General features: G+C 73.5%; 21 protein-coding genes. 20 read left to right on the forward strand and 1 reads right to left on the reverse strand.

All coding sequences use genetic code 11. From position 1 onward, the window contains the following. Positions 1-151: 151 nt before the first annotated feature. The 9 genes from argS to prmC all read left to right on the forward strand — a co-directional run bounded on the left by argS (position 152) and on the right by prmC (position 11,572). On the forward strand, positions 152-1,813 hold the full coding sequence (gene argS, locus BM158_RS06775) for an arginine--tRNA ligase (protein WP_091556430.1): 1,662 nt from the start codon (positions 152-154) through the stop codon (positions 1,811-1,813). Beyond that, complete coding sequence (gene lysA / locus BM158_RS06780; protein WP_091555727.1) at positions 1,810-3,291, forward strand: diaminopimelate decarboxylase; 1,482 nt, start codon at positions 1,810-1,812, stop codon at positions 3,289-3,291. The genes argS and lysA overlap by 4 nt, the downstream gene beginning before the upstream one ends. Continuing rightward, positions 3,288-4,607 carry a homoserine dehydrogenase gene (locus BM158_RS06785; RefSeq protein ID WP_091555729.1) on the forward strand — a complete coding sequence of 440 codons (1,320 nt, stop codon included), beginning with the start codon at positions 3,288-3,290 and terminating at the stop codon, positions 4,605-4,607. Before lysA ends, BM158_RS06785 begins: the two co-directional genes overlap by 4 nt. Further along, entirely contained in the window at positions 4,604-5,668 is a 1,065-nt protein-coding gene (thrC, locus tag BM158_RS06790; RefSeq protein ID WP_091555731.1) for a threonine synthase, read from the forward strand. The genes BM158_RS06785 and thrC overlap by 4 nt, the downstream gene beginning before the upstream one ends. Continuing rightward, the gene (gene thrB / locus BM158_RS06795) at positions 5,665-6,591 is read left to right on the forward strand and encodes a homoserine kinase (protein ID WP_091555732.1); all 927 of its coding nucleotides are present in this window, start codon (positions 5,665-5,667) and stop codon (positions 6,589-6,591) included. Before thrC ends, thrB begins: the two co-directional genes overlap by 4 nt. Positions 6,592-6,844: 253 nt before the next feature. Beyond that, a complete protein-coding gene (gene rho / locus BM158_RS06800) occupies positions 6,845-9,199 on the forward strand; it encodes a transcription termination factor Rho (RefSeq protein WP_091555734.1) in 2,355 nt (784 codons plus the stop codon). Between the two features lie 135 nt (positions 9,200-9,334). Further along, positions 9,335-9,559, forward strand: a complete 225-nt coding sequence (rpmE, locus tag BM158_RS06805) for a 50S ribosomal protein L31 (RefSeq protein ID WP_091555736.1) — start codon at positions 9,335-9,337, stop codon at positions 9,557-9,559. A gap of 85 nt (positions 9,560-9,644) precedes the next feature. Then, the gene (gene prfA / locus BM158_RS06810) at positions 9,645-10,715 is read left to right on the forward strand and encodes a peptide chain release factor 1 (RefSeq protein WP_229827598.1); all 1,071 of its coding nucleotides are present in this window, start codon (positions 9,645-9,647) and stop codon (positions 10,713-10,715) included. Between the two features lie 14 nt (positions 10,716-10,729). Continuing rightward, a complete protein-coding gene (prmC, locus tag BM158_RS06815; protein ID WP_278247562.1) occupies positions 10,730-11,572 on the forward strand; it encodes a peptide chain release factor N(5)-glutamine methyltransferase in 843 nt (280 codons plus the stop codon). On the opposite strand, the gene BM158_RS06820 is transcribed toward prmC, so the two are convergent. Then, positions 11,548-12,318 carry an endo alpha-1,4 polygalactosaminidase gene (locus tag BM158_RS06820; RefSeq protein WP_207506218.1) on the reverse strand — a complete coding sequence of 257 codons (771 nt, stop codon included), beginning with the start codon at positions 12,316-12,318 and terminating at the stop codon, positions 11,548-11,550. The genes prmC and BM158_RS06820 overlap by 25 nt on opposite strands. Positions 12,319-12,352: 34 nt before the next feature. Here BM158_RS06820 and BM158_RS06825 point away from each other — a divergent pair, with 34 nt between their 5' ends. The 11 genes from BM158_RS06825 to atpD all read left to right on the forward strand — a co-directional run bounded on the left by BM158_RS06825 (position 12,353) and on the right by atpD (position 21,993). Continuing rightward, complete coding sequence (locus tag BM158_RS06825; protein WP_091555742.1) at positions 12,353-12,994, forward strand: L-threonylcarbamoyladenylate synthase; 642 nt, start codon at positions 12,353-12,355, stop codon at positions 12,992-12,994. 81 nt (positions 12,995-13,075) lie between these two features. Beyond that, positions 13,076-14,332: a glycosyltransferase family 4 protein gene (locus BM158_RS06830; protein WP_091555744.1), complete on the forward strand. Its 1,257-nt coding sequence runs from the start codon at positions 13,076-13,078 to the stop codon at positions 14,330-14,332. Continuing rightward, positions 14,329-14,841, forward strand: a complete 513-nt coding sequence (locus BM158_RS06835; RefSeq protein ID WP_191328632.1) for a hypothetical protein — start codon at positions 14,329-14,331, stop codon at positions 14,839-14,841. Before BM158_RS06830 ends, BM158_RS06835 begins: the two co-directional genes overlap by 4 nt. 14 nt (positions 14,842-14,855) lie before the next feature. After that, on the forward strand, positions 14,856-15,239 hold the full coding sequence (locus BM158_RS22005) for an AtpZ/AtpI family protein (RefSeq protein ID WP_191328630.1): 384 nt from the start codon (positions 14,856-14,858) through the stop codon (positions 15,237-15,239). Further along, positions 15,236-16,069, forward strand: coding sequence for a F0F1 ATP synthase subunit A (gene atpB, locus BM158_RS06845; protein ID WP_091555746.1), 834 nt, complete (start codon positions 15,236-15,238; stop codon positions 16,067-16,069). Before BM158_RS22005 ends, atpB begins: the two co-directional genes overlap by 4 nt. Before the next feature lie 97 nt (positions 16,070-16,166). Next, on the forward strand, positions 16,167-16,394 hold the full coding sequence (gene atpE / locus BM158_RS06850) for an ATP synthase F0 subunit C (protein ID WP_056288464.1): 228 nt from the start codon (positions 16,167-16,169) through the stop codon (positions 16,392-16,394). Between the two features lie 49 nt (positions 16,395-16,443). Continuing rightward, positions 16,444-17,028, forward strand: a complete 585-nt coding sequence (locus BM158_RS06855; RefSeq protein WP_091555748.1) for a F0F1 ATP synthase subunit B — start codon at positions 16,444-16,446, stop codon at positions 17,026-17,028. After that, on the forward strand, positions 17,028-17,861 hold the full coding sequence (locus BM158_RS06860) for a F0F1 ATP synthase subunit delta (protein WP_091555750.1): 834 nt from the start codon (positions 17,028-17,030) through the stop codon (positions 17,859-17,861). Before BM158_RS06855 ends, BM158_RS06860 begins: the two co-directional genes overlap by 1 nt. Before the next feature lie 50 nt (positions 17,862-17,911). After that, positions 17,912-19,549: a F0F1 ATP synthase subunit alpha gene (gene atpA, locus BM158_RS06865; RefSeq protein WP_091555753.1), complete on the forward strand. Its 1,638-nt coding sequence runs from the start codon at positions 17,912-17,914 to the stop codon at positions 19,547-19,549. A gap of 1 nt (position 19,550) precedes the next feature. Next, entirely contained in the window at positions 19,551-20,513 is a 963-nt protein-coding gene (locus BM158_RS06870; RefSeq protein WP_091555755.1) for a F0F1 ATP synthase subunit gamma, read from the forward strand. A 37-nt stretch (positions 20,514-20,550) separates the two neighbouring features. Beyond that, on the forward strand, positions 20,551-21,993 hold the full coding sequence (atpD, locus tag BM158_RS06875; RefSeq protein ID WP_091555757.1) for a F0F1 ATP synthase subunit beta: 1,443 nt from the start codon (positions 20,551-20,553) through the stop codon (positions 21,991-21,993). Positions 21,994-22,109 lie beyond the last annotated feature (116 nt).

The raw sequence follows: 22,109 nt of genomic DNA on the forward strand, positions 1-22,109 counted from the left end.
CGCCGGTGGGACGGCAGCAGCAGGTGCCCGTCCGGCGGGCGAGTCTAGGTGCCGCACCTGTGCGGGACCGGGACGTGAGGACCCCCACAGGGGTCCCGGGGTGTGCAACGTCGCGGGGAAGTCGCTGGTTCCGGCCCCCTACGATCGCCAGGTGACACCCGAGCAGCTCAGTGCCCTCGTCCGTGCCGTCGTCGGCGGGGCCGTCGAGCGCGGGGCCCTGTCCGTCGACGTCCCGGCCGACGTCGTCGTGGAGCGCCCGCGCAACCCCGAGCACGGCGACTACGCCACCACCGTGGCGCTGAAGCTGGCCAAGCAGGCCGGCCGCCCGCCGCGCGAGGTGGCCGAGGTGCTGGCCGCCGACCTGCGCGAGCAGCCGGGCATCGCCCGGGTCGACGTCGCCGGCCCCGGCTTCCTCAACATCACCTTCGCGCAGGGTGCGCTCGGCCAGATCGCGGTCGACGCGGTGACGGCGGGGGAGTCCTACGGGCGCACCGACGCCCTGGCCGGGCAGCGGGTCAACCTGGAGTTCGTGTCGGCCAACCCGACCGGCCCGGTGCACATCGGCGGCACCCGGTGGGCCGCGGTCGGCGACGCGCTGGGCCGGCTGCTCACCGCCAGCGGCGCCGACGTCAGCCGGGAGTACTACTTCAACGACGCGGGCTCCCAGATCGACCGGTTCGCCCGCAGCCTGGTCGCCGCCGCGCACGGCCGGCCCGCGCCCGAGGACGGCTACGCCGGCGACTACATCGGCGAGATCGCCGGGCAGGTCGTGGCCGCCGAGCCCGGGGTGACCGAGCTGCCCGCCGCGCAGGAGCAGGAGCGCTTCCGGGTACGCGGCGTGGAGCTCATGTTCGCCGAGATCAAGACCTCGCTGGCCGAGTTCGGCGTCGTCTTCGACACCTACTTCTCCGAGGCCACGCTGCACGCCTCCGGCGCGCTGGAGAAGGTCATCGGCACGCTGCGCGAGCGGGGCCACGTCTACGAGGCCGACGGCGCCACCTGGCTGCGCACCACCGACTTCGGCGACGACAAGGACCGGCCCCTGGTCAAGAGCGACGGCGACTACACCTACTTCGCCGCCGACTGCGCCTACTACCAGGACAAGCGGAACCGCGGCTTCGACCGGGTCGTGATCATGCTGGGCGCCGACCACGCCGGCTACGTCGGCCGGTACAAGGCGCTGGTGGCCGCGCTCGGCGACGACCCGGCGCAGAACCTGGAGATCCTGCTGGGCCAGCTGGTGAACCTGGTCCGGGACGGTCAGCCGCTGCGGATGAGCAAGCGGGCCGGCACGGTCATCACGCTGGCCGACCTGGTCGAGGCGGTGGGCGCCGACGCCGCCCGCTACGCCCTGGCGCGGGCCTCGGTGGACCAGCAGATCGACCTGGACCTGGACCTGTGGAGCACCCAGGCCAGCGACAACCCGGTCTTCTACGTGCAGTACGCGCACGCCCGGATCGCCTCGCTGCTGCGCGGCGCCGCCGACCTCGGCATCGACCTGGGCACCGCCGACACCGTGGACGCCACCCAGCTGGCCCACCCGCGCGAGGTCGACCTGCTGCGCGCGATCGCGGAGTTCCCCCGGGTGGTCACCGCCGCCGCCGAGCTGCGCGCCCCGCACCGGGTGGCCCGCTACCTCGAGGAGCTGGCCGGCACCTACCACCGCTTCTACGACGCCTGCCGGGTGCTGCCCCGCGGCGACGAGGAGGCCACGGCCACCACCGTCGCCCGGCTGTGGCTGTGCTCGGCCACCGCGACGGTGTTGCGCAACGGCCTGGCCGTGCTCGGCGTGCACGCCCCGGAGCGGATGTGAGGGCGCACCCGGCGGGGCCGCTGCACGGGAACATCACCCCGCCCTCGGCCGCCGGCGCACCCCCTGCCTCCCTCGGCCACCTCGACGCCGCGGTCTGGCCCCGCGGCGCGACCCGGGTCGACGGCGAGCTGCACCTGGCCGGCCGGCCGGTGACCGAGCTGGCCCGCGAGCACGGCACCCCGCTGTTCGTGCTCGACGAGGCCGACTTCCGCGGCCGGGCCGCCGACTTCCGGGAGGGCTTCGCCGACGCCGACGTGCACTACGCGTCCAAGGCGTTCCTGTGCGGGCAGGTCGCGCGCTGGGTGGCCGAGGACGGCCTGCACCTGGACGTCTGCAGCGGCAACGAGCTCTCGGTGGCGCTGGCCGCCGGGTTCCCCGCCGACCGGATCGCGCTGCACGGCAACAACAAGTCCCTGGTGGAGCTGGCCCTGGCCGTCGACTCCGGGGTCGGCCACGTGGTGCTGGACTCCTTCGACGAGGTCGACCGGCTGGTGCAGCTGGCCGCCGCGCGGGTGGCCGCCGGGGGAGCGCCGGTCGCGGTCCTGGTCCGCACCACGGTGGGCATCGAGGCGCACACCCACGAGTTCATCGCCACCGCCCACGAGGACCAGAAGTTCGGCTTCTCGCTGGCCACCGGCGACGCGCTCACCGCCGCCGTCCGGGTCATCCGGGAGCCCGCGCTCGAGCTGGCCGGGCTGCACAGCCACATCGGCTCGCAGATCTTCGACACCCAGGGCTTCGAGGCCGCCGCGCACCGCGTGGTCGGGCTGATGGCCCAGGTCGAGCAGGCCACCGGGGTGGTGCTCGGCCAGCTCAACCTCGGCGGCGGGTTCGGCATCGCCTACCTCGCCGACGACGACCCGATCGCCCCGGCCGACGTCGCCGCCCGGATGCGTGCGGTCGTCGCGGCCGAGTGCGCGGCGCTGGGCCTGCCGGTGCCGCGGCTGTCGGTCGAGCCGGGCCGCGCGATCGCCGGCCCCGGCACGGTGACCCTCTACGAGATCGGCACCATCAAGCCGGTCCGGCTGGGCTCCTCGGGCGCCCCGGGGACGCCGGGCGTGCGCAACTACGTCTCGGTGGACGGCGGGATGAGCGACAACATCCGCACCGCCCTCTACGACGCCGCCTACACCTGCGTGCTGGCCAACCGGGTCTCCGACGCCCCGCCGGCGCTGTGCCGGGTGGTGGGCAAGCACTGCGAGAGCGGCGACGTGCTGGTCCGCGACCTGTGGCTGCCCTCGGACGTCGTGCCCGGGGACCTGCTCGCCGTCGCCGCCACCGGGGCCTACTGCTGGTCGATGGCCTCGAACTACAACTACCTGCTCAAGCCGCCGGTGGTCGCCGTGCGGGACGGGGTGTCCACCGTGGTCGTGCGGCGTCAGACACTGTCCGACGTGTTCGCCCTCGACGCCGTCCTCGCCGACGTCCCCGCGCCCGCCGTCCCGCCGTCCCAGCCGCACGTGGGGGTGGGCTCGTGAGCGCGCCGCTGCGGGTCGCGCTGCTGGGTTGCGGCACGGTCGGCTCGGCGGTGCTCCGGCTGCTCGACGAGCAGGCCGGGGACATCACCGCCCGCGTCGGCCGGCCGGTCGAGGTGGCCGGGGTCGCCGTCCGCCGGCCCGACCGGCACCCCGGTGTCCCCGCCGGGCTGCTGACCACCGACGCGCACGCGCTGGTCACCCGCGACGACGTCGACCTGGTCGTCGAGGTCATCGGCGGCATCGACCCCGCCCGCGAGCTGATGCTCGCGGCGTTCGCGGCCGGCAAGAGCGTGGTCAGCGCGAACAAGGCGCTGCTGGCCGACGACGGCGTCGCGCTGCACGCCGCGGCCGCCGAGGCCGGCGTCGACCTGTACTACGAGGCCGCCGTCGCCGGGGCCATCCCGCTGCTGCGCCCGCTGCGCGAGTCGCTGGCCGGCGACCAGCTCACCCGGGTGGTCGGCATCGTCAACGGGACGACGAACTACATCCTGTCCCGGATGGCCGAGACCGGCGCCGGGTTCGCCGAGGCGCTGGCCGAGGCCACGGAGCTGGGCTACGCCGAGGCCGACCCCACCGCCGACGTCGACGGCTTCGACGCCGCCGCCAAGGCCGCCATCCTGGCCTCGCTGGCCTTCCACACCCCGGTGACCGCCGCCGACGTGCACCGCGAGGGCATCGCCGCGGTCAGCGCCACCGACGTCGCCCGGGCCGCCGAGATCGGCTGCACGGTCAAGCTGCTGGCCATCTGCGAGAAGGTCGAGCGTGGCGGCCGGGGTGGTGAGGGCGGGGAGGGACACGGGGCGTCGGTCGCCGTCCGGGTGCACCCGGCGATGATCCCGACCTCGCACCCGCTGGCGTCGGTCGGCGGGGCCTTCAACGCCGTGTTCGTCGAGGCCGAGGCCGCGGGCCAGCTGATGTTCTACGGCCAGGGCGCCGGTGGCGAGCCCACCGCCTCGGCCGTGCTGGGCGACCTGGTCGCGGTGGCCCGCAACCGGGTGGCCGGCGTCGCCGGGCCGGGCACGACGGCCTACGCCGGGCTGCCGGTCGCGCCGATGGCCGACACCCCGACGCGGTACCACGTCAGCCTCGACGTGGCCGACGTCCCGGGCGTGCTTGCGCAGGTCGCGCAGGAGTTCGCCGCGCACGACGTGAGCATCTCCACCGTCCGCCAGGACGGCTCCGGCGAGGCCGCGACGCTGGTGATCGTCACCCACCGGGCACCGGACGCCGCCCTGTCTGCCACGATCTCCGCGTTGCGCGGCATGCCGGCCGTCCGCGCGGTGACCAGCGTGCTCCGCGTGGAGGGACTGCAATGACCGCCGCTTCGCCGTTCTGGCCGGGGCTGATCGAGGCCTACCGCGACCGGTTGCCGGTCAGCGCCTCCACCCCGGTGGTGACCCTGCAGGAGGGCGCCACCCCGCTGGTGCCTGCCCCCGAGCTGTCCCGCCGCACCGGCTGCGACGTGTACCTCAAGGTCGAGGGCGCCAACCCGACCGGGTCGTTCAAGGACCGCGGCATGACGATGGCCATCACCAAGGCCGTCGAGGAGGGCGCCCAGGCGGTCATCTGCGCCTCCACCGGCAACACCTCGGCCAGCGCCGCGGCCTACGCCGCGCGGGCCGGCCTGGTCTGCGCCGTCCTCGTCCCGCAGGGCAAGATCGCCACCGGCAAGCTGGCCCAGGCGCTGGTGCACGGCGCCAAGCTGCTGCAGGTGCAGGGCAACTTCGACGACTGCCTTGCGCTGGCCTCCAAGCTGGCCATCGACTACCCGGTCAGCCTGGTCAACAGCGTCAACCAGTACCGCATCGAGGGCCAGAAGACGGCCTCGTTCGAGATCGTCGACGCTCTCGGCGACGCCCCCGACGTGCACTGCCTGCCGGTCGGCAACGCCGGCAACATCACCGCCTACTGGCAGGGCTACCGGGAGTACTCCGACGACGGCCCCGCCACGCGGCGCCCGCGGATGTTCGGCTTCCAGGCCGCCGGCGCCGCCCCGATCGTCAGCGGCTCGGTGGTGGAGAACCCCAGCACCATCGCCACCGCGATCCGGATCGGCAACCCCGCGTCCTGGACCAAGGCGCTGGCCGCCCGCGACGAGTCCGGCGGGCGCATCGACGCCGTCACCGACCGCGCCATCCTGGCCGCCTACCGGCTGCTGGCCCGCACCGAGGCCGTCTTCGTCGAGCCCGCCTCGGCCGCCTCCGTCGCGGGCCTGCTGCAGGTCGCCGAGGCCGGGGAGCTCGAGCCCGGCCAGCGCGTGGTCTGCACGGTCACCGGCAACGGCCTCAAGGACCCCGAGTGGGCCATCTCCGGCGCCCCCGCGCCGGTGACCGTCCCCGTCGACGCCGCCGCTGCCGCCGCGCAGCTGGGCCTGTGACCGGCCCCGCCCCGGTGCGCATCCGCGTGCCGGCCACCAGCGCCAACCTGGGTCCCGCCTTCGACAGCGCAGGCCTGGCCCTCGCCCTCTACGACGAGGTCGAGGTCTCCGTCGCCGACGGATGGTCCGTCGAGGTCGAGGGGATCGGCGCCGAGGAGCTGCCCCGCGACGAGTCGCACCTGGTCGTGCGGGCCTTCCAGGCCGCCTGCGACGACCTCGGCTGGTTGCCCCCGGGCCTGCGGCTGCACGCCCGCAACGCCATCCCGCAGGGTCGCGGGCTGGGTTCGTCGGCCGCCGCCGTCGTCGCCGGCATCCTCGCCGCCTGGGCGCTGTGCCCGGCGGTCACCGGCATCGACGACGAGCGCGTGCTCGCCCTCGCCGACGTGGTCGAGGGCCACCCCGACAACGTCGCGGCCTGCCTGCTCGGCGGGCTGACGCTGTCCTGGTCGGACGCCGACGGGGCCCGCGCCACCTCGCTGGCCGTCGACACCCGGGTCACCCCGGTCGTGTGCGTGCCGACCGCGACGCTGTCCACGCACGTCGCCCGGGCGCTGCTGCCGCCGACCGTGCCGCACGGCGACGCCGCCTTCAACGCCGGCCGCGCCGCCCTGCTCGTGCACGCCCTCACCGCCGCGCCCGAGCTGCTGCTGCCGGCCACCGAGGACCGCCTGCACCAGGACCAGCGCGGGCCGCACATGCCGGCCACCGCGGCGCTGGTCGGTGACCTGCGGGACGCCGGCCACGCCGCCGTCGTCTCCGGCGCCGGCCCCAGCGTGCTGGTGCTGGGCGCCGAGCCCGGTCACGCGCCGCTGGTGCACACCGTGGTCCCCGACGGCTGGACGGTGCTGGACCTGCCCGTCGAGGCGGGCGGCGCGCGCGTGCGGCACGGGGCCGGGCACGAGAACGGTGCTGTATCGTCCTGACCTGCCTGGGAAGGCACCGGGGACAGCCGGTGTTGTACGGCACCGCCAGTCGTGTCTAGGCTGGTCGCACAGCCGCCCTCGGGCGAGCACCACGCAAGACGTGTCCGACGTGCCGAACCGCCGTCCTCCGTCTAGCTCCCCACAGACCCACCCCTCCTCGGTCCCGCCCGGTCCTCACCCGGGCGAACCCGAGAGGTCCGGGGGTCATCTCCTGCGCCAGGAGGCGCGGGTCACCGCAGGGAAGGACCTGTACGTGAGCGAGACCACCTCCCTGGTCGAGGGCGCCCCGAACGAGGACGCCGCGACCGGAGCCGGGAAGCGCCGCCGAGGCGCCGGCCTGTCGGGCATGCTGCTCCCCGAGCTGCAGCGCCTGGCCGCCGAGCTCGGCATCCCCGGCACCGCCCGGATGCGCAAGAGCGACCTGGTCGCCGCCATCTCCGAGCGGCAGGTCGGCGCCCCGCGCGCCGCCGCCCCGGCCGAGAGCACCCCGGCCACCAGCACCCCGGCCGGCGGCGAGTCGGCCGCCAGCACCCCGGCTGCCCCCGTCGAGGCCCCGGCCCCGCAGGCCACCGCCCCGGGGACCGACACCGCGAGCACCGGCACCGCGAGCACCGACGCCGGGGCCACCGACGCCGCCGCGACCGCACCTCCCCGTCGTCGCCGGGCCGCCAGCCGCCCGGCCGGTGCCCCCGCCCCGGCCGAGCACACCGCCGACGCGCCCGCCGACCGGACCCCCGACGTCCGCGCCGACGGTGACCGGCAGGACCGCGCCCCCCAGGACCGCGCCGAGCAGCGCGGTGCCGATCAGCGCGGTGCCGATCAGCGCGGTGCCGAGCAGCGGGACGACGAGGGCGGCCGCCCGCAGCGCAGCCGTGGCCGCGCCCGCACCGAGCGGGCCGACCGCGAGGACGCCCGCGACGGCCGCGAGGAGCGGACCGAGCGCACCGACCGGTCCGAGCGCGACGACACCGACCGCGACGACCGCGGCGGCCGGACGCGCACCCGCAACCGCGGCGAGGACCGCGACAACGGGCGTGACCAGAGCCGTGACCAGGGCCGGGACCGCGACGGCGCCCGCGACCAGGGCCGGGACGGCAACCGCGACACGCACCGGGACCGCGACGACGACCGCGACGCCGGCCGCGGCCAGGGCCGCAACGACGGCCAGGGCCGCGCCGACAACAACCAGGGCCGCGGCGACGACGAGGACCGCGGCGACCGCGGGCGCAACCGCAACCGCACCAACGACCGCGGTGACCGCCCCGACAACCGCAACGACGGCCGGGTCGACACCCGCGACCAAGGCCGCGACACCCGCGACGACGAGGACGACGACGACTTCGACGGCAACGGCCGGCGCCGTGGCCGCCGCTACCGCGACCGCAACCGGCGCGGCGGCACCCAGGGCGGGCGCGACCGCTACGACCAGGGCGAGCCCACCGTGGCCGAGGACGACGTCCTGCTGCCCGTCGCCGGCATCCTCGACGTGCTGGACAACTACGCCTTCGTGCGCACCTCGGGCTACCTGACCGGGCCCAACGACGTCTACGTCTCGCTGTCGCAGGTGCGCCGCTACGGCCTGCGCCGCGGCGACGCCATCACCGGCGCGGTCCGCCAGCCCCGCGAGGGCGAGCGCAAGGACAAGTACAACGCGCTGGTCCGGCTGGACTCGGTCAACGGCCTGGACCCCGAGCAGGCCCGCACCCGCCCGGAGTTCACCAAGCTGGTCCCGCTCTACCCCCAGGACCGGCTGCGGCTGGAGACCGAGCCGCACCTGCTCACCACCCGGGTCATCGACCTGGTCATGCCCATCGGCAAGGGCCAGCGCGCGCTCATCGTCAGCCCGCCCAAGGCCGGCAAGACGATGGTGCTGCAGGCGATCGCCAACGCGATCACCACCAACAACCCCGAGTGCCACCTCATGGTCGTCCTGGTCGACGAGCGTCCCGAGGAGGTCACCGACATGCAGCGGTCGGTGAAGGGCGAGGTCATCGCCTCGACCTTCGACCGGCCGCCGTCGGACCACACCACGGTCGCGGAGCTGTCCATCGAGCGCGCCAAGCGGCTGGTCGAGATGGGCCACGACGTCGTCGTCCTGCTCGACTCCATCACCCGGCTGGGCCGCGCCTACAACCTGGCGGCCCCCGCCAGCGGGCGCATCCTGTCCGGCGGCGTGGACTCCACGGCGCTCTACCCGCCCAAGCGCTTCCTCGGCGCGGCCCGCAACATCGAGAACGGCGGCTCGCTGACCATCATCGCCTCGGCGCTGGTGGAGACCGGCTCGACGATGGACACGGTCATCTTCGAGGAGTTCAAGGGCACCGGGAACGCCGAGGTCAAGCTCGACCGGCGGCTGGCCGACAAGCGGGTCTTCCCCGCCGTCGACGTCAACGCCTCCTCCACGCGCAAGGAGGAGCTGCTGATGAGCCCGGACGAGCTGGCCATCGTCATCAAGCTCCGCCGGGTGCTGGCCGGTCTCGAGCCGCAGCAGGCCCTCGAGCTGCTGCTGGGTCAGCTGAAGAAGACCCGCAACAACATCGAGTTCCTCATGCAGGTGCAGAAGACCACCCTGCGCGACGAGCAGCCCCAGGGCGGCCGCAGCTCCTGAGTGTGGGAGACTGGTCGACCGAGCCCCGGCGCAGGCGGAATACCAGCCCGCCGACGACGTTCACCACCATGCACGGCCGATGGACCCGCCCGGTCCTGGAGCCCACGCGACAGACCTAGAGAGAGGGCGAGGGACATGAAGCCCGGCATCCACCCCGACTACCACGAGACCGCTGTGACCTGCGGCTGTGGCAACACCTTCACCACCCGCAGCACCATCCCCGGCGGCACGCTGACCGTCGAGATGTGCTCGGCCTGCCACCCGTTCTACACGGGCAAGCAGCGCGTGCTGGACACCGGCGGCCGCGTGGCCCGCTTCGAGAAGCGCTTCGGCAAGCGCACCGCCGGCGCGAGCAAGTAGCACCCCCGACGGCGCCCGTGCCGCTCCTCACCGGAGCGGCACGGGCGCCGTCGTCTGTCCTGACCACGAACGACCAGGAGGACCCGTGAGCGGCACCCCGGACGGCGGGCTGGCCGACCTGCTGGCCGAGCACGCCTCCCTGGAGCTCGAGCTGGCCGAGCCGTCGGTGCACGCCGACCAGGCGCGCGCCCGCCGGCTGGCCCGCCGCTACGCGGCGCTGGCCCCGGTGGTCGCGACCTCCGCAGCGCTGGACACCGCCCGCGCCGACCTGGGTGCCGCCCGCGAGCTCGCCGACGAGGACCCGGCCTTCGCCGCCGAGGCCCGCGCGCTGGAGTCCGAGATCGCGCGGCTGGAGGACCGGCTGCGCGAGCAGCTGCTGCCCAAGGACCCCGACGACGACAAGGACGTCATCCTCGAGATCAAGGCGGGGGAGGGCGGCGCGGAGTCCGCGCTGTTCGCCGGGGACCTGCTGCGGATGTACCTGCGCTACGCCGAGCGCCGTGGCTGGGCCACCGAGGTCCTCGACGCCGTCGACGCCGAGCTCGGCGGCTACAAGGACGTCGCCGTGGCGGTCAAGGCCCGCGGGGACGAGGGCATCTGGTCGCGGCTGAAGTTCGAGGGCGGCGTGCACCGCGTGCAGCGCGTGCCGGTCACCGAGAGCCAGGGCCGCATCCACACCTCCGCCGTCGGCGTCCTGGTGCTGCCTGAGGCCGAGGAGGTCGACGTCACCATCGACCCGAACGACCTGCGCATCGACGTCTTCCGGTCCTCGGGCCCCGGCGGGCAGAGCGTGAACACCACCGACTCCGCCGTCCGCATCACCCACCTGCCCACCGGCACCGTGGTGAGCTCCCAGAACGAGAAGAGCCAGCTGCAGAACAAGGAGTCCGCGCTGCGCGTGCTGCGCTCCCGGCTGCTGGCCGCCGCGCGCGAGGAGGCGGCGGCGACGGCGTCCGACGCCCGTCGCAGCCAGGTCCGCACCGTCGACCGCAGCGAGCGGGTGCGCACCTACAACTACCCGGAGAACCGCATCTCCGACCACCGCGTCGGGTTCAAGGCGCACAACCTCGACGCCGTGCTCGACGGCGACCTCGACGCGGTCATCGACGCGCTGGTCACCGCGCACACCGCCGAGCTGCTCGAGGCCGGCAGCTGAGCCCGCGCGACCTGCTGGCCGCCGCCTCCCGGCGGCTGGCCGACGCCGGCGTCGAGTCCCCCCGGGTGGACGCCGAGCTGCTGCTCGCCCACGCCCTCGGCGTCCCCCGGCAGCGGCTGCTCACCCTGGCCGACGTCGCCGACCCCGGCCGCTTCGACGACCTGGTCGCCCAGCGGGCCGACCGGGTGCCGCTGCAGCACCTCACCGGCCGCGCCCCGTTCCGGCACCTCGAGCTCGCCGTGGGCCCGGGCGTGTTCGTGCCGCGCCCGGAGACCGAGCTCATCGCGGGGTGGGTGCTCGACCACCTCGCCGGCACCGAGGCCCCCGTCGTGGTCGACCTCGGCACCGGCTCGGGCGCCATCGCGCTGTCGGTCGCGCACGAGCACCCCGGGGCCCAGGTGACCGCCGTCGAGCGCGACCCCGAAGCCATCGCCTGGACCCGGGTCAACGCCGCCGCCCGCGCCGACGCGGGGGACACCCCGGTCACCGTGCTGGCCGGCGACATGACCGACCCCGCCCTGCTGGCCGACGTCGACGGCGCGGTCGACGTCGTCGTGTCCAACCCGCCCTACGTGCCCGACGACGCCCGGCTGCCGCGAGAGGTCGCCGACCACGACCCGCCGCTGGCGCTGTGGGGCGGCCCCGACGGCCTCGACGTCGTCCGCGGTCTGCTGCGGACGGCGGCCCGGCTGCTGCGGCCCGGCGGCCTGCTGGCGATCGAGCACGCCGACGCGCAGGGCACCTCGCTGCCGGCGCTGGTGCGCGCGCACGGCGGCTTCACCGGCGTGGCCGACCACCCCGACCTCGCCGGCCGGCCCCGGTTCACCACGGCTCAGCTGCAGAACCGGGACGTGTAGCCCTCGCTGCCCGGCACCGACACGTCCAGGTCCCGGCGCTGCACCGCGACCCGGTCGCCCCGGGCGGCGCAGGCCTCCTCGAACGCGTCGTCGGTGTACTCGACCTCGATCACCCGGTCGCCGTAGGCGTCGGTGTAGACGTCGCACTCGTCGTACACCTGGCACTGCTCGGTGACGGCGTAGTCCAGGCCCAGGGCGGCGCCGTCGAGCTCCGCGGCGTTCTTCTGCGCGATGTCCAGGCCGGCGGCGTGCGCGCGGTCGACCAGCAGGCGGGTCATCGCCTCGGCGTCGGCGCGGGTGAGCAGGCCGCCCGACCGGGTCCAGCTGTCCAGGTTGTCCGGCTCGACGGCGTCGAACCCGTCGTCGGCGCAGCCGTCGACCCACGACCCGACCAGCGCGGCGACCCGGTCGCGCAGCTGCGGGGTGGAGATGTCGAGCAGGAACTCCCCGGGCCAGTCGGGGTCCTCGACGCGCTCGCCGTCCGCGGTGCGCAGCAGGAGGTCGCCGGGCACCTCGTCGCTGCCCGGCTGGGTCTGGAAGGCGTTGACGTAGCAGGCCGACCACAGCCCCGGGGCCGGCGGGTCGGTGCGGTCGCGGACCACCCCGGTGACGCCGTCGGCCGGCTCGTACGCGCCGCCGAGCTGGTAGTCCACGCGCAGCCCCCACGGCGGGCCGTCCGCATCGCCGTCCGTGGGCGCCGAGCAGGCCGTCAGCACCAGCAGGACCACCAACAGCCACCCGCGCACGGGCCGCAGCCTAGGTGGGGGAGACTGGGCAGTCGTGGCCGACGTCTACGACTGCACCGACCCCGAGCAGCGCGCCGCGGGCATCGCCGCCGCCGCTGCCGCCCTGTCCCGCGGCGAGCTCGTCCTGCTGCCCACCGACACCGTCTACGGGGTGGCCGCCGACGCCTTCACCCCCGACGCCGTGGCGCGGCTGCTCGCCGCGAAGAACCGCGGCCGGCACATGCCGGTGCCGGTGCTGGTGGCCGAGGCCTCCACGCTGGCCGGGCTGGTCACCGTCGTGCCCCCGGACGCGCACGCCCTGGCCCGCGAGTTCTGGCCCGGGGGGCTGACCCTGGTCATGGAGCACACCCCGACGCTGTCGTGGGACCTGGGGGAGAGCGAGGGCACGGTCGCCGTCCGGCTGCCCGACGACGACGTGGCCCGCGACCTGCTGCGCCGCACCGGTCCGCTGGCGGTCTCCAGCGCCAACCGGTCGGGCCGCCCGGCCGCGACCACCGCCGAGCAGGCCGAGTACCAGCTCGGCGAGCACGCCGCGGTCATCCTGGACGACGGCCCCCGCGAGGTCGGCGCACCCAGCACGATCGTCGACTGCACCGGCGACCGGCCGCGGGTGCTCCGCGTGGGCGCGGTCGAGGTGGACGCGCTGCGCGCCGTGGTGCCCGCGCTCGTCGAGTAGCCCGACGTCCCGGGGGGACCCGGCCGCGCGGGATACCGTGGGCGCCGTCGTCGCCCCTCCCGGACGGAGCCCGAACCCCTCGTGCGCGAGTACGTCGTCGTCTGCCTCACCGCGGCGCTGGTCACCTACCTGACCACGCCGGTGGTGCGGATGCTGGCGATGCGCCTCAAGGTGGTCTCCGCCGTCCGCGACCGGGACGTGCACGTCATCCCGACCCCCCGCGGGGGAGGGGTGGCCATGTACGCCGGGGTGGCCGCCGCCGTCCTGGTGGCCAGCAGGCTGCCGGCGCTGCAGCGCACCTTCGAGGACTCCCAGACCTACGCGGTCCTGGTCGCCGGCGGCCTGATCTGCCTGCTGGGCGTGCTCGACGACCGGTTCGAGATCGACGCGCTCACCAAGCTCACCGGCCAGATCGCCTGCGCCGGGGTGATGGTGCTGCTGGGCGTGCAGTTCCTCTACGTCTTCCTGCCCTTCGGCAACATCGGCACGCTGATCCTCGGCGACACCGGGGTGCCGCTGACCATCCTCACCACGGTGCTGGTGGTCAACGCGCTGAACTTCATCGACGGCCTGGACGGCCTGGCCGCCGGGGTCTCGGCCATCTCGGCCATCGCGCTGTTCGCCTACAGCTACAACCTCGGCCTGGTCGGCTACGACGACACCGCGTCGGCCCCGGCGCTGATCACCGCCGTGCTGGCCGGGGCGTGCCTGGGCTTCCTGCCGCACAACTTCTCCCCGGCCCGCATCTTCATGGGCGACTCCGGGTCGATGCTGGTCGGGCTCATGCTGTCCGCGGCCGCGGTGTCGGCGACCGGGCGGGTGGACACCCAGACCTTCGACTCCGCGGCCAGCGTGCTGCCGCTGGCGCTCCCGCTGCTCATCCCGCTGGCGGTGCTGTTCATCCCGTTCACCGACCTGGTGCTGGCCGTCGTCCGCCGCACCCGCAAGGGCCAGTCGCCGTTCAGCCCGGACAAGATGCACCTGCACCACCGGCTGCTGTCCATCGGGCACTCGCACCGCCGCGCCGTGCTGATCATGTACTTCTGGGCCGCGCTGCTGAGCTTCGGCGCGATCGGCCTGTCCATCACCGGCGGCCGGGTCGAGCTGCTGGTGGTGGTCGGCGTGCTGCTCGTCGTCGGCGTCGTCGTGGTGCTCAGCCCCCGCGCCCGCCGGGCGGAGCGGACGGCGGCCTCGGTGACCGCGTCGGAGACGCGGGCCGCGCGGGCGGGCCGCTGGTGGCACCGCCGCCCGGGGGGCCGGTCGGCCCCCGCCGTACCGTCACGGGGAGGAACCACCCCGTCCCCGCGCACGCCCGACCCCACCGGAGCACCCCGATGACCCGACCCGCCGCCCGCACCGGGCCGCGGAGCGCCGCCGGCCCCTGGGACCTGTCCTTCCTGCGGGTGGGTGCCCTGGTCACCGGCGGGCTGGCGCTGGTCGCCGTCCCGGTGGTGGGCCTGCTCGTGGGCTGGCCCGAGGCCCTCGGCGTCGTGCTCGGCGCCGTCGTCGTGACCTCGTTCTTCTGCCTGTCCGGCTACGCCATCGCCTGGGCCGGCAAGATCGACGACTCCTTCACCCTGCCCGCCGCGCTCGCCACCTTCATGGTGAAGATCATCGGCTTCTTCGTCCTGCTGCAGGCGCTGCCGGCCGACGGGGTCCCGGACCGGACCGCCACCGCCTGGACGGTGGTCGCCGGGGCCCTGCTGTGGAGCGGCGTGCAGGCGCGGTGGGTCTGGACCCGGCAGCTGTACTACACGGCGCCCCCTGCCCCACCTGCGCCGTCGCCCGATCGGGGCGTTCTGCGACAGCCTGTAGAAGACCCCGGACAGGCGTCCACAGGCGGCTGATAGTGTCCGATGTGATGGACAGCGCCTCCCCGCAGAACGGTGGCCGCCGACCTGACCCCTCCCCGGCCGACGACGAGCACCACAGCGGTGCCGACGTCGGATGGGGGATCACCGGGACCCTGCTGTCCGGGCTGGTCGTGTGGGGCGGTGCCGGATGGCTGCTGGACCGCTGGCTGGACACCCGTCTGTTCGTCGTGGTCGGCATGCTCCTGGGGTTGGCCTCGGCCATCTACCTGGTCGTCGTCAAGTACGGTGCGGCCGGCGACGAGCCGGTCAGGATCAGCTCGACCAGCTACAGCAAGATCAGCTCGAAGAGCTACACGACCTACCGCAGGACCCCGGGCGGACGACGGAGCCGGCCACGGGCGCAGCAGATGACGCAGAAGGGACACCGGTGACCTCCAGCGCCTCCGCGCTCGCCAGCGTGCTCGCGGTCGAGAGCGACCCCGGCGGCGGCTTCGTCTCGCCGACCATCGCCGAGTTCTACCCGCCGGCGCTGGCCGAGTTCTCGATCTTCGGGATCGACTTCACGATCACCCGCATCACGGTGATCTCCTGGATCGCCACCGCCGCGATCCTGGCCTTCCTCGTGCTGGCCAGCCGGCGGATGACCGTCGTGCCGCGCAAGTCGCAGTTCCTGCTCGAGGGCAGCTACTCCCTGGTCCGGGACAACATCGGCCGCGACGTCATCGGCCCGAAGTACAAGCAGTTCGTGCCGTTCCTGGGCGCGCTGTTCTTCTTCATCATCGCCAACAACGCGATGAGCATCGTGCCGTTCTTCCAGATCTCGCCGATGAGCAAGTTCGCCTACCCGCTGGTGCTGGCGATCCTGGTCTACATCCTCTACAACGCGGTCTCGATCAAGAACAAGGGACTGGGGGGCTACCTCAAGGAGGTCGCCGTCCCCTCGGGTGTGCCGATCCCCTTCCTGGTGCTGGTCACGCCGATCGAGCTGCTGCAGGTCTTCGTGATCCGGCCGTTCACCCTGGCGGTCCGACTCTTCGCCAACATGTTCGCCGGCCACATGCTGCTGGTGGTCTTCTCCCTCGGCACGGTGTACCTGCTGGGCAAGATCGGCGAGAACTTCTCCTTCGTGTTCGCGCCGTTCTCCTTCCTCATGGCGCTGTTCATGACCTTCTTCGAGGTGCTGGTGATCGTGCTGCAGGCCTACGTCTTCACCGTCCTCACCGCCACCTACCTCAACGGGGCGGTCGAGAAGGCGCACTGAGCACCTGCTCGGCACCCTGCACCACCCCCACAGACGCACCACCCCGCCAGCCACCCGGGACCACCCCGGGTGACCGACACAGGAGGAACACCCCGCAATGGACGTTCTGGCAGAGCTCACCGGCAGCATCGGTTCGGTCGGCTACGGCCTCGCCGCCATCGGCCCCGGCATCGGTGTGGGCATCGTGTGGGCCGCCTACATCCAGGCGACCGCCCGCCAGCCCGAGTCGGCCGGCCTGACCCGCACCTACGCCTTCCTGGGTGCCGCCCTGTCCGAGGCGCTCGCGCTCATCGGCCTGGTCGTGCCCTTCATCTTCGGTCAGTGACCCTGTCCGTCCTGCCCGTCGGACCTGAGCCCGGACGAGGAGACTCCACGTGGATCTGATCGCCGCAGAGTCGGTCAACCCGCTGCTCCCCCCGGTCGGCGAGATCATCGTCGGCCTGATCACGTTCGCCATCCTGGCGTTCGTCGTCGTCAAGTTCGTCTTTCCGATGATCGAGAAGACGTTCCAGGAGCGGCGCAACGCGATCGAGGGTGGGATCGAGCGGGCGGAGGCCGCCCAGGCCGAGGCCAAGGCCGCGCTGGAGCAGTACCGCGCGCAGCTGGCCGAGGCCCGCACCGAGGCCGCGCAGATCCGTGACGCCGCCCGTGCCGAGGGCCAGCAGATCCTCGAGGAGCTGCGCACCCAGGCCCAGGAGGAGTCCGCCCGGATCGTCGCCCGCGGCGAGGAGCAGCTCGCTGCCTCCCGCCAGCAGGTGGTCAACGAGCTGCGCGGGCAGATCGGCTCGATGGCCGTGACGCTCGCCGGCCGCGTGGTGGGGGAGTCCCTCGAGGACGAGGCCCGTCGCCGCGGCACGGTCGACCGCTTCCTCGACGAGCTGGACGCCATGTCCACCTCCACCCCGTCCACCGGCACCGCCGGTGGCAGCACCGTGTACGTCCCCGAGGGCGACCGCTGATGCAGGCCGCCAGCCGCGAGGCGCTCGCGCACTCCCGCGAGCGCCTGGCGCAGCACACCGGGGGCCCCTCGGGCGCCCGGTCCGACGGCCAGGGCCTGATCGGCCTGGCCGACGACCTGTTCGCGGTGGCCCACCTGCTCGACGGGCAGGTCTCGCTCCGGCGGGCCCTGGCCGACGCGTCGGTGCGCCCCGACGACCGGGCCGGGGTGGCCGGCCGGCTGCTGCGCGGCAAGGTCGGCGACGCCGCGGCCGACGTCGTGGAGACCGTCGCACGGCAGCGCTGGTCGCGGCCGCTGGACCTGGTCGAGGCCGTCGAGACGCTGGCCACCGACGCGGCGCTGGACGCCGCGGAGGCCCGTGGCGAGCTCGACACCGTCGAGGACGAGCTGTTCCGGTTCGGCCGCATCGTCGACGGCGACCCCGACCTGGGCCGCCTGCTGGGCGACCCGGCGGCCGACCGCACCGGCAAGACCACGCTGCTGGACCGGCTGCTGGCCGGGAAGGTCTCGCCGGTCACCGAGCGGCTGGTGCGGAACTCCCTGACCAGCCGGCACGTGCACAACGCAGCGAACGCCGTCGAGCGTCTCTCCGAAGCGGCTTCGGCCCGGCGCGGCCAGTCGGTCGCGCACGTGGTCAGCGCCGTGGAGCTGAGCGACGCGCAGCGGCAGCGGCTGACGGGGATCCTCGAGCGGACCTACGGGCGCACCATCGGCCTGCAGGTCCAGGTCGACCCCTCGATCGTCGGGGGCCTGGTCATCCGGGTCGGCGACGAGATCGTCGACGGCAGCATCGCCAACCGGCTGGCAGCGGCCGGCCGGCGCTTCGCCGGCTGACCCCCACCACCACAGACAGAACCTGAGCAGGGAAGAGGACACCCAGGGCCATGGCCGAGCTCACGATCTCCGCGGACGAGATCCGCAGTGCCATCCAGAACTACGTCAGTGACTACAGCACCGACGTCTCCCGCGAGGAGGTCGGCACCGTCACCGAGGCCGGCGACGGCATCGCCCGGGTCGAGGGCCTGCCCTCGGTCATGACCAACGAGCTCCTGGAGTTCGAGGGCGGCGTGCGCGGGCTGGCCCTGAACCTCGACGTGCGCGAGGTCGGCGTCGTCATCCTGGGCGACTTCGCCTCCATCGAGGAGGGCCAGACGGTGCGCCGCACCGGCCAGGTCCTCTCGGTGCCCGTGGGCGAGGGCTTCCTCGGCCGCGTGGTCGACCCGCTCGGCGTGCCGATCGACGGCGGCGGCGAGATCGAGACCAGCGAGCGCCGCGCCCTGGAGCTGCAGGCCCCCTCGGTGGTCCAGCGCCAGTCCGTCGGCGAGCCGCTGGCCACCGGCATCAAGGCCATCGACGCGATGACCCCGATCGGCCGCGGCCAGCGCCAGCTGATCATCGGCGACCGCCAGACCGGCAAGACCGCCATCGCGATCGACACGATCATCAACCAGAAGGCGGCCTGGGCCACCGGCGACCCGAAGCAGCAGGTCCGCTGCATCTACGTCGCGGTCGGCCAGAAGGGCTCCACCATCGCCGGCGTCAAGGCCGCGCTGGAGGACGCCGGCGCGATGGAGTACACCACCATCGTCGCCGCCCCCGCCTCGGACTCCGCGGGCTTCAAGTACATCGCCCCCTACACCGGCTCGGCCATCGGCCAGCACTGGATGTACGAGGGCAAGCACGTCCTCATCGTGTTCGACGACCTGTCCAAGCAGGCCGAGGCCTACCGCGCGGTGTCCCTGCTGCTGCGCCGCCCGCCGGGCCGCGAGGCCTACCCCGGCGACGTCTTCTACTTGCACTCCCGCCTGCTGGAGCGCTGCGCGAAGCTGTCCGACGACCTCGGCGCCGGCTCCCAGACGGGTCTGCCGATCATCGAGACCAAGGGCAACGACGTGTCGGCCTACATCCCGACCAACGTCATCTCGATCACCGACGGCCAGATCTTCCTCGAGACGGGTCTGTTCAACTCCGGTGTCCGCCCGGCCATCAACGTCGGCATCTCGGTGTCCCGGGTCGGCGGGTCCGCGCAGACGAAGGCGATGAAGGCCGTCGCCGGCCGCCTGCGCCTGGACCTGGCCCAGTTCCGCGAGCTGGAGGCCTTCTCCTCCTTCTCCTCGGACCTGGACGCCTCCTCGCGGGCCACCCTGGACCGCGGCCAGCGCCTGGTCGAGCTGCTCAAGCAGGGTCAGTACGCCCCGTTCTCCCTGGAGCGCGAGGTCGTGTCCCTCTGGCTGGGCACCCGCGGCAAGCTCGACGTCGTCCCGGTCGGCGACGTCCGTCGGTTCGAGTCCGAGTTCCTGGACTACCTCTCGCGCGGTGACTCCGGTGCGCTCGACGCCATCCGGACCTCGCTGAAGCTCGAGGACGACACCGTGGCCTCGCTCGAGTCCGCCGTCGACTCCTTCTACGGCCAGTTCACCACCAGCGACGGCGAGTCGCTGAAGGTGAACGAGCCCGAGGTCGAGGCGATGGACGCGTCCGAGCGCGGCCAGGAGCGCGTCCAGGTCAAGAAGAAGGGCTGACATGGCCGCATCGCTCCGCCAGCTGCGGCGCCGCATCCGCTCCACCCGGTCGACGAAGAAGATCTTCTCGGCCCAGGAGCTGATCGCCGGTGCCCGCATCGTGCGCGCCCAGAACCGGGTGGAGGCCTCCAAGCCCTACGCCCGCGAGATCACCAAGGTGCTCTCGGCGCTGGCGTCGTCGGCGAGCCTGGACCACCCGCTGCTCACCGAGCGGGACAAGCCCGGCCGGGTGGCGGTGCTGGTCATCACCTCCGACCGCGGCTTCGCGGGGTCCTACAACGTGAACGTGCTGCGCCGGACGGAGGAGCTGCTCGCGCTGCTGCGCAGCGAGGGCAAGGACCCGGTGCTGTACGTCGTCGGCCGCAAGGGCGAGACGTACTACCGCTTCCGCGACCGGCCGATGGTCGACACCTGGACCGGCTTCTCCGAGCAGCCCGGCTACTCCGACGCCCAGGCCGTGGGCAGCACCCTGATCGACGCCTTCACCGCCGGTGAGGACGACGACGCGGGCAACGCCGACGGCGTCGACGGGGTCGACGAGCTGCACATCGTCTACACCGAGTTCCGCTCCCTGCTCTCCCAGGTGCCCGTCGCCAAGCGCATGGCGCCCCTGGAGGTCGAGGAGGTGGAGGAGTTCGAGCACGAGCGCGAGGACGCCACCGCGGGCAGCAGGTCCACCGACGTCCCGACGTCCTACGAGTTCGAGCCCTCCGCCGAGGCCCTGCTGGACGCGCTGCTGCCGAAGTACATCAGCACGCGCATCTACGCGGCCATGCTCGAGTCGGCGGCCTCGGAGTCGGCCTCGCGCCGCCGGGCGATGAAGTCGGCCTCGGACAACGCCGAGGAGCTGGCGAAGAACCTGTCCCGGCAGGCCAACGCCGCCCGCCAGGCCGGCATCACCCAGGAGATCAGCGAGATCGTCGGCGGCGCCGACGCCCTCGTGTCCAGCGGGTCGGACATCTGACCATGATCACGTCCCACAGCAGCCAGGAGAACCAGCGATGACCCTCACCGAGGACCGTCCGAGCACGAGCGAGACCACCGGCTCCGGCCGCGTCGTCCGGGTCACCGGCCCGGTCGTCGACGTCGAGTTCCCCCGGGACTCGATGCCCGAGCTGTTCAACGCCCTCCACGTCGACGTCACCCTCGCCGACCTGGGCAAGACGCTGACCCTCGAGGTCGCCCAGCACCTGGGCGACAACGTCGTCCGCACCATCTCGATGGCCCCGACCGACGGCCTGGTCCGCGGTGCCGAGGTCCGGGACACCGGCTCGGCCATCTCGGTGCCGGTCGGCGACCAGGTCACCGGGCACGTCTTCAACGCACTCGGCGAGTGCCTGGACACCCCGGGTCACGGCGAGGGCGGCGAGCGCTGGACGATCCACCGCCACGCGCCGAAGTTCGACCAGCTCGAGGGCCGCACCGAGATGCTGGAGACCGGCATCAAGGTCATCGACCTGCTGACCCCCTACATCAAGGGCGGGAAGATCGGCCTGTTCGGCGGGGCCGGCGTGGGCAAGACGGTGCTCATCCAGGAGATGATCCGTCGTGTCGCGCAGGAGTTCGGTGGCGTGTCGGTGTTCGCCGGCGTCGGCGAGCGCACCCGTGAGGGCAACGACCTCATCACCGAGATGACCGAGTCCGGCGTCATCAACTCGACCGCGCTGGTCTTCGGCCAGATGGACGAGCCGCCGGGCACCCGCCTGCGGGTGGCGCTGTCGGCGCTGACGATGGCGGAGTACTTCCGCGACGAGAAGGACCAGGACGTCCTCCTCTTCATCGACAACATCTTCCGGTTCACCCAGGCCGGGTCCGAGGTCTCCACGCTGCTGGGCCGCATGCCCTCCGCCGTGGGGTACCAGCCGACCCTCGCCGACGAGATGGGCGAGCTGCAGGAGCGGATCACCTCGACCCGGGGCCGGTCCATCACCTCGCTGCAGGCCATCTACGTGCCCGCCGACGACATCACCGACCCGGCGCCGCACACCACGTTCGCCCACCTGGACGCCACGACGAACCTGTCGCGGCCGATCTCGGAGAAGGGCATCTACCCCGCCGTCGACCCGCTGGACTCCACCAGCCGGATCCTCGACGCGCAGTACGTGGGCCAGGAGCACTACGACATCGCGTCCGAGGTCAAGCGGATCCTGCAGCGCTACCAGGAGCTGCAGGACATCATCGCGATCCTCGGCATCGACGAGCTCGGTGAGGAGGACAAGGTCACCGTGAACCGGGCCCGCCGCATCGAGCGGTTCCTCTCCCAGAACATGTTCGTGGCCGAGGCCTTCACCGGTCAGCCCGGCTCGTTCGTGCCGCTGTCGGAGACGCTGCAGGCGTTCAAGGCGCTCACCGAGGGCGAGTACGACCACGTCCCCGAGCAGGCGTTCTTCATGTGCGGTGGTCTCGAGGACCTCGAGGCGAACGCGGCCAAGCTGACCAAGTAGCCGCTCCGCCAGCACGTCGACGACGGCCGGGTGCCCCCACGGGGTGCCCGGCCGTCGTCGTCCCCGGGCCCGCCGGGCGGCGTCCCAGGAGCCCCACTAGTCTCGACGGCGAGGCC

The organism is Klenkia taihuensis, assembly GCF_900112525.1.
Lineage (GTDB): Bacteria > Actinomycetota > Actinomycetes > Mycobacteriales > Geodermatophilaceae > Klenkia > Klenkia taihuensis.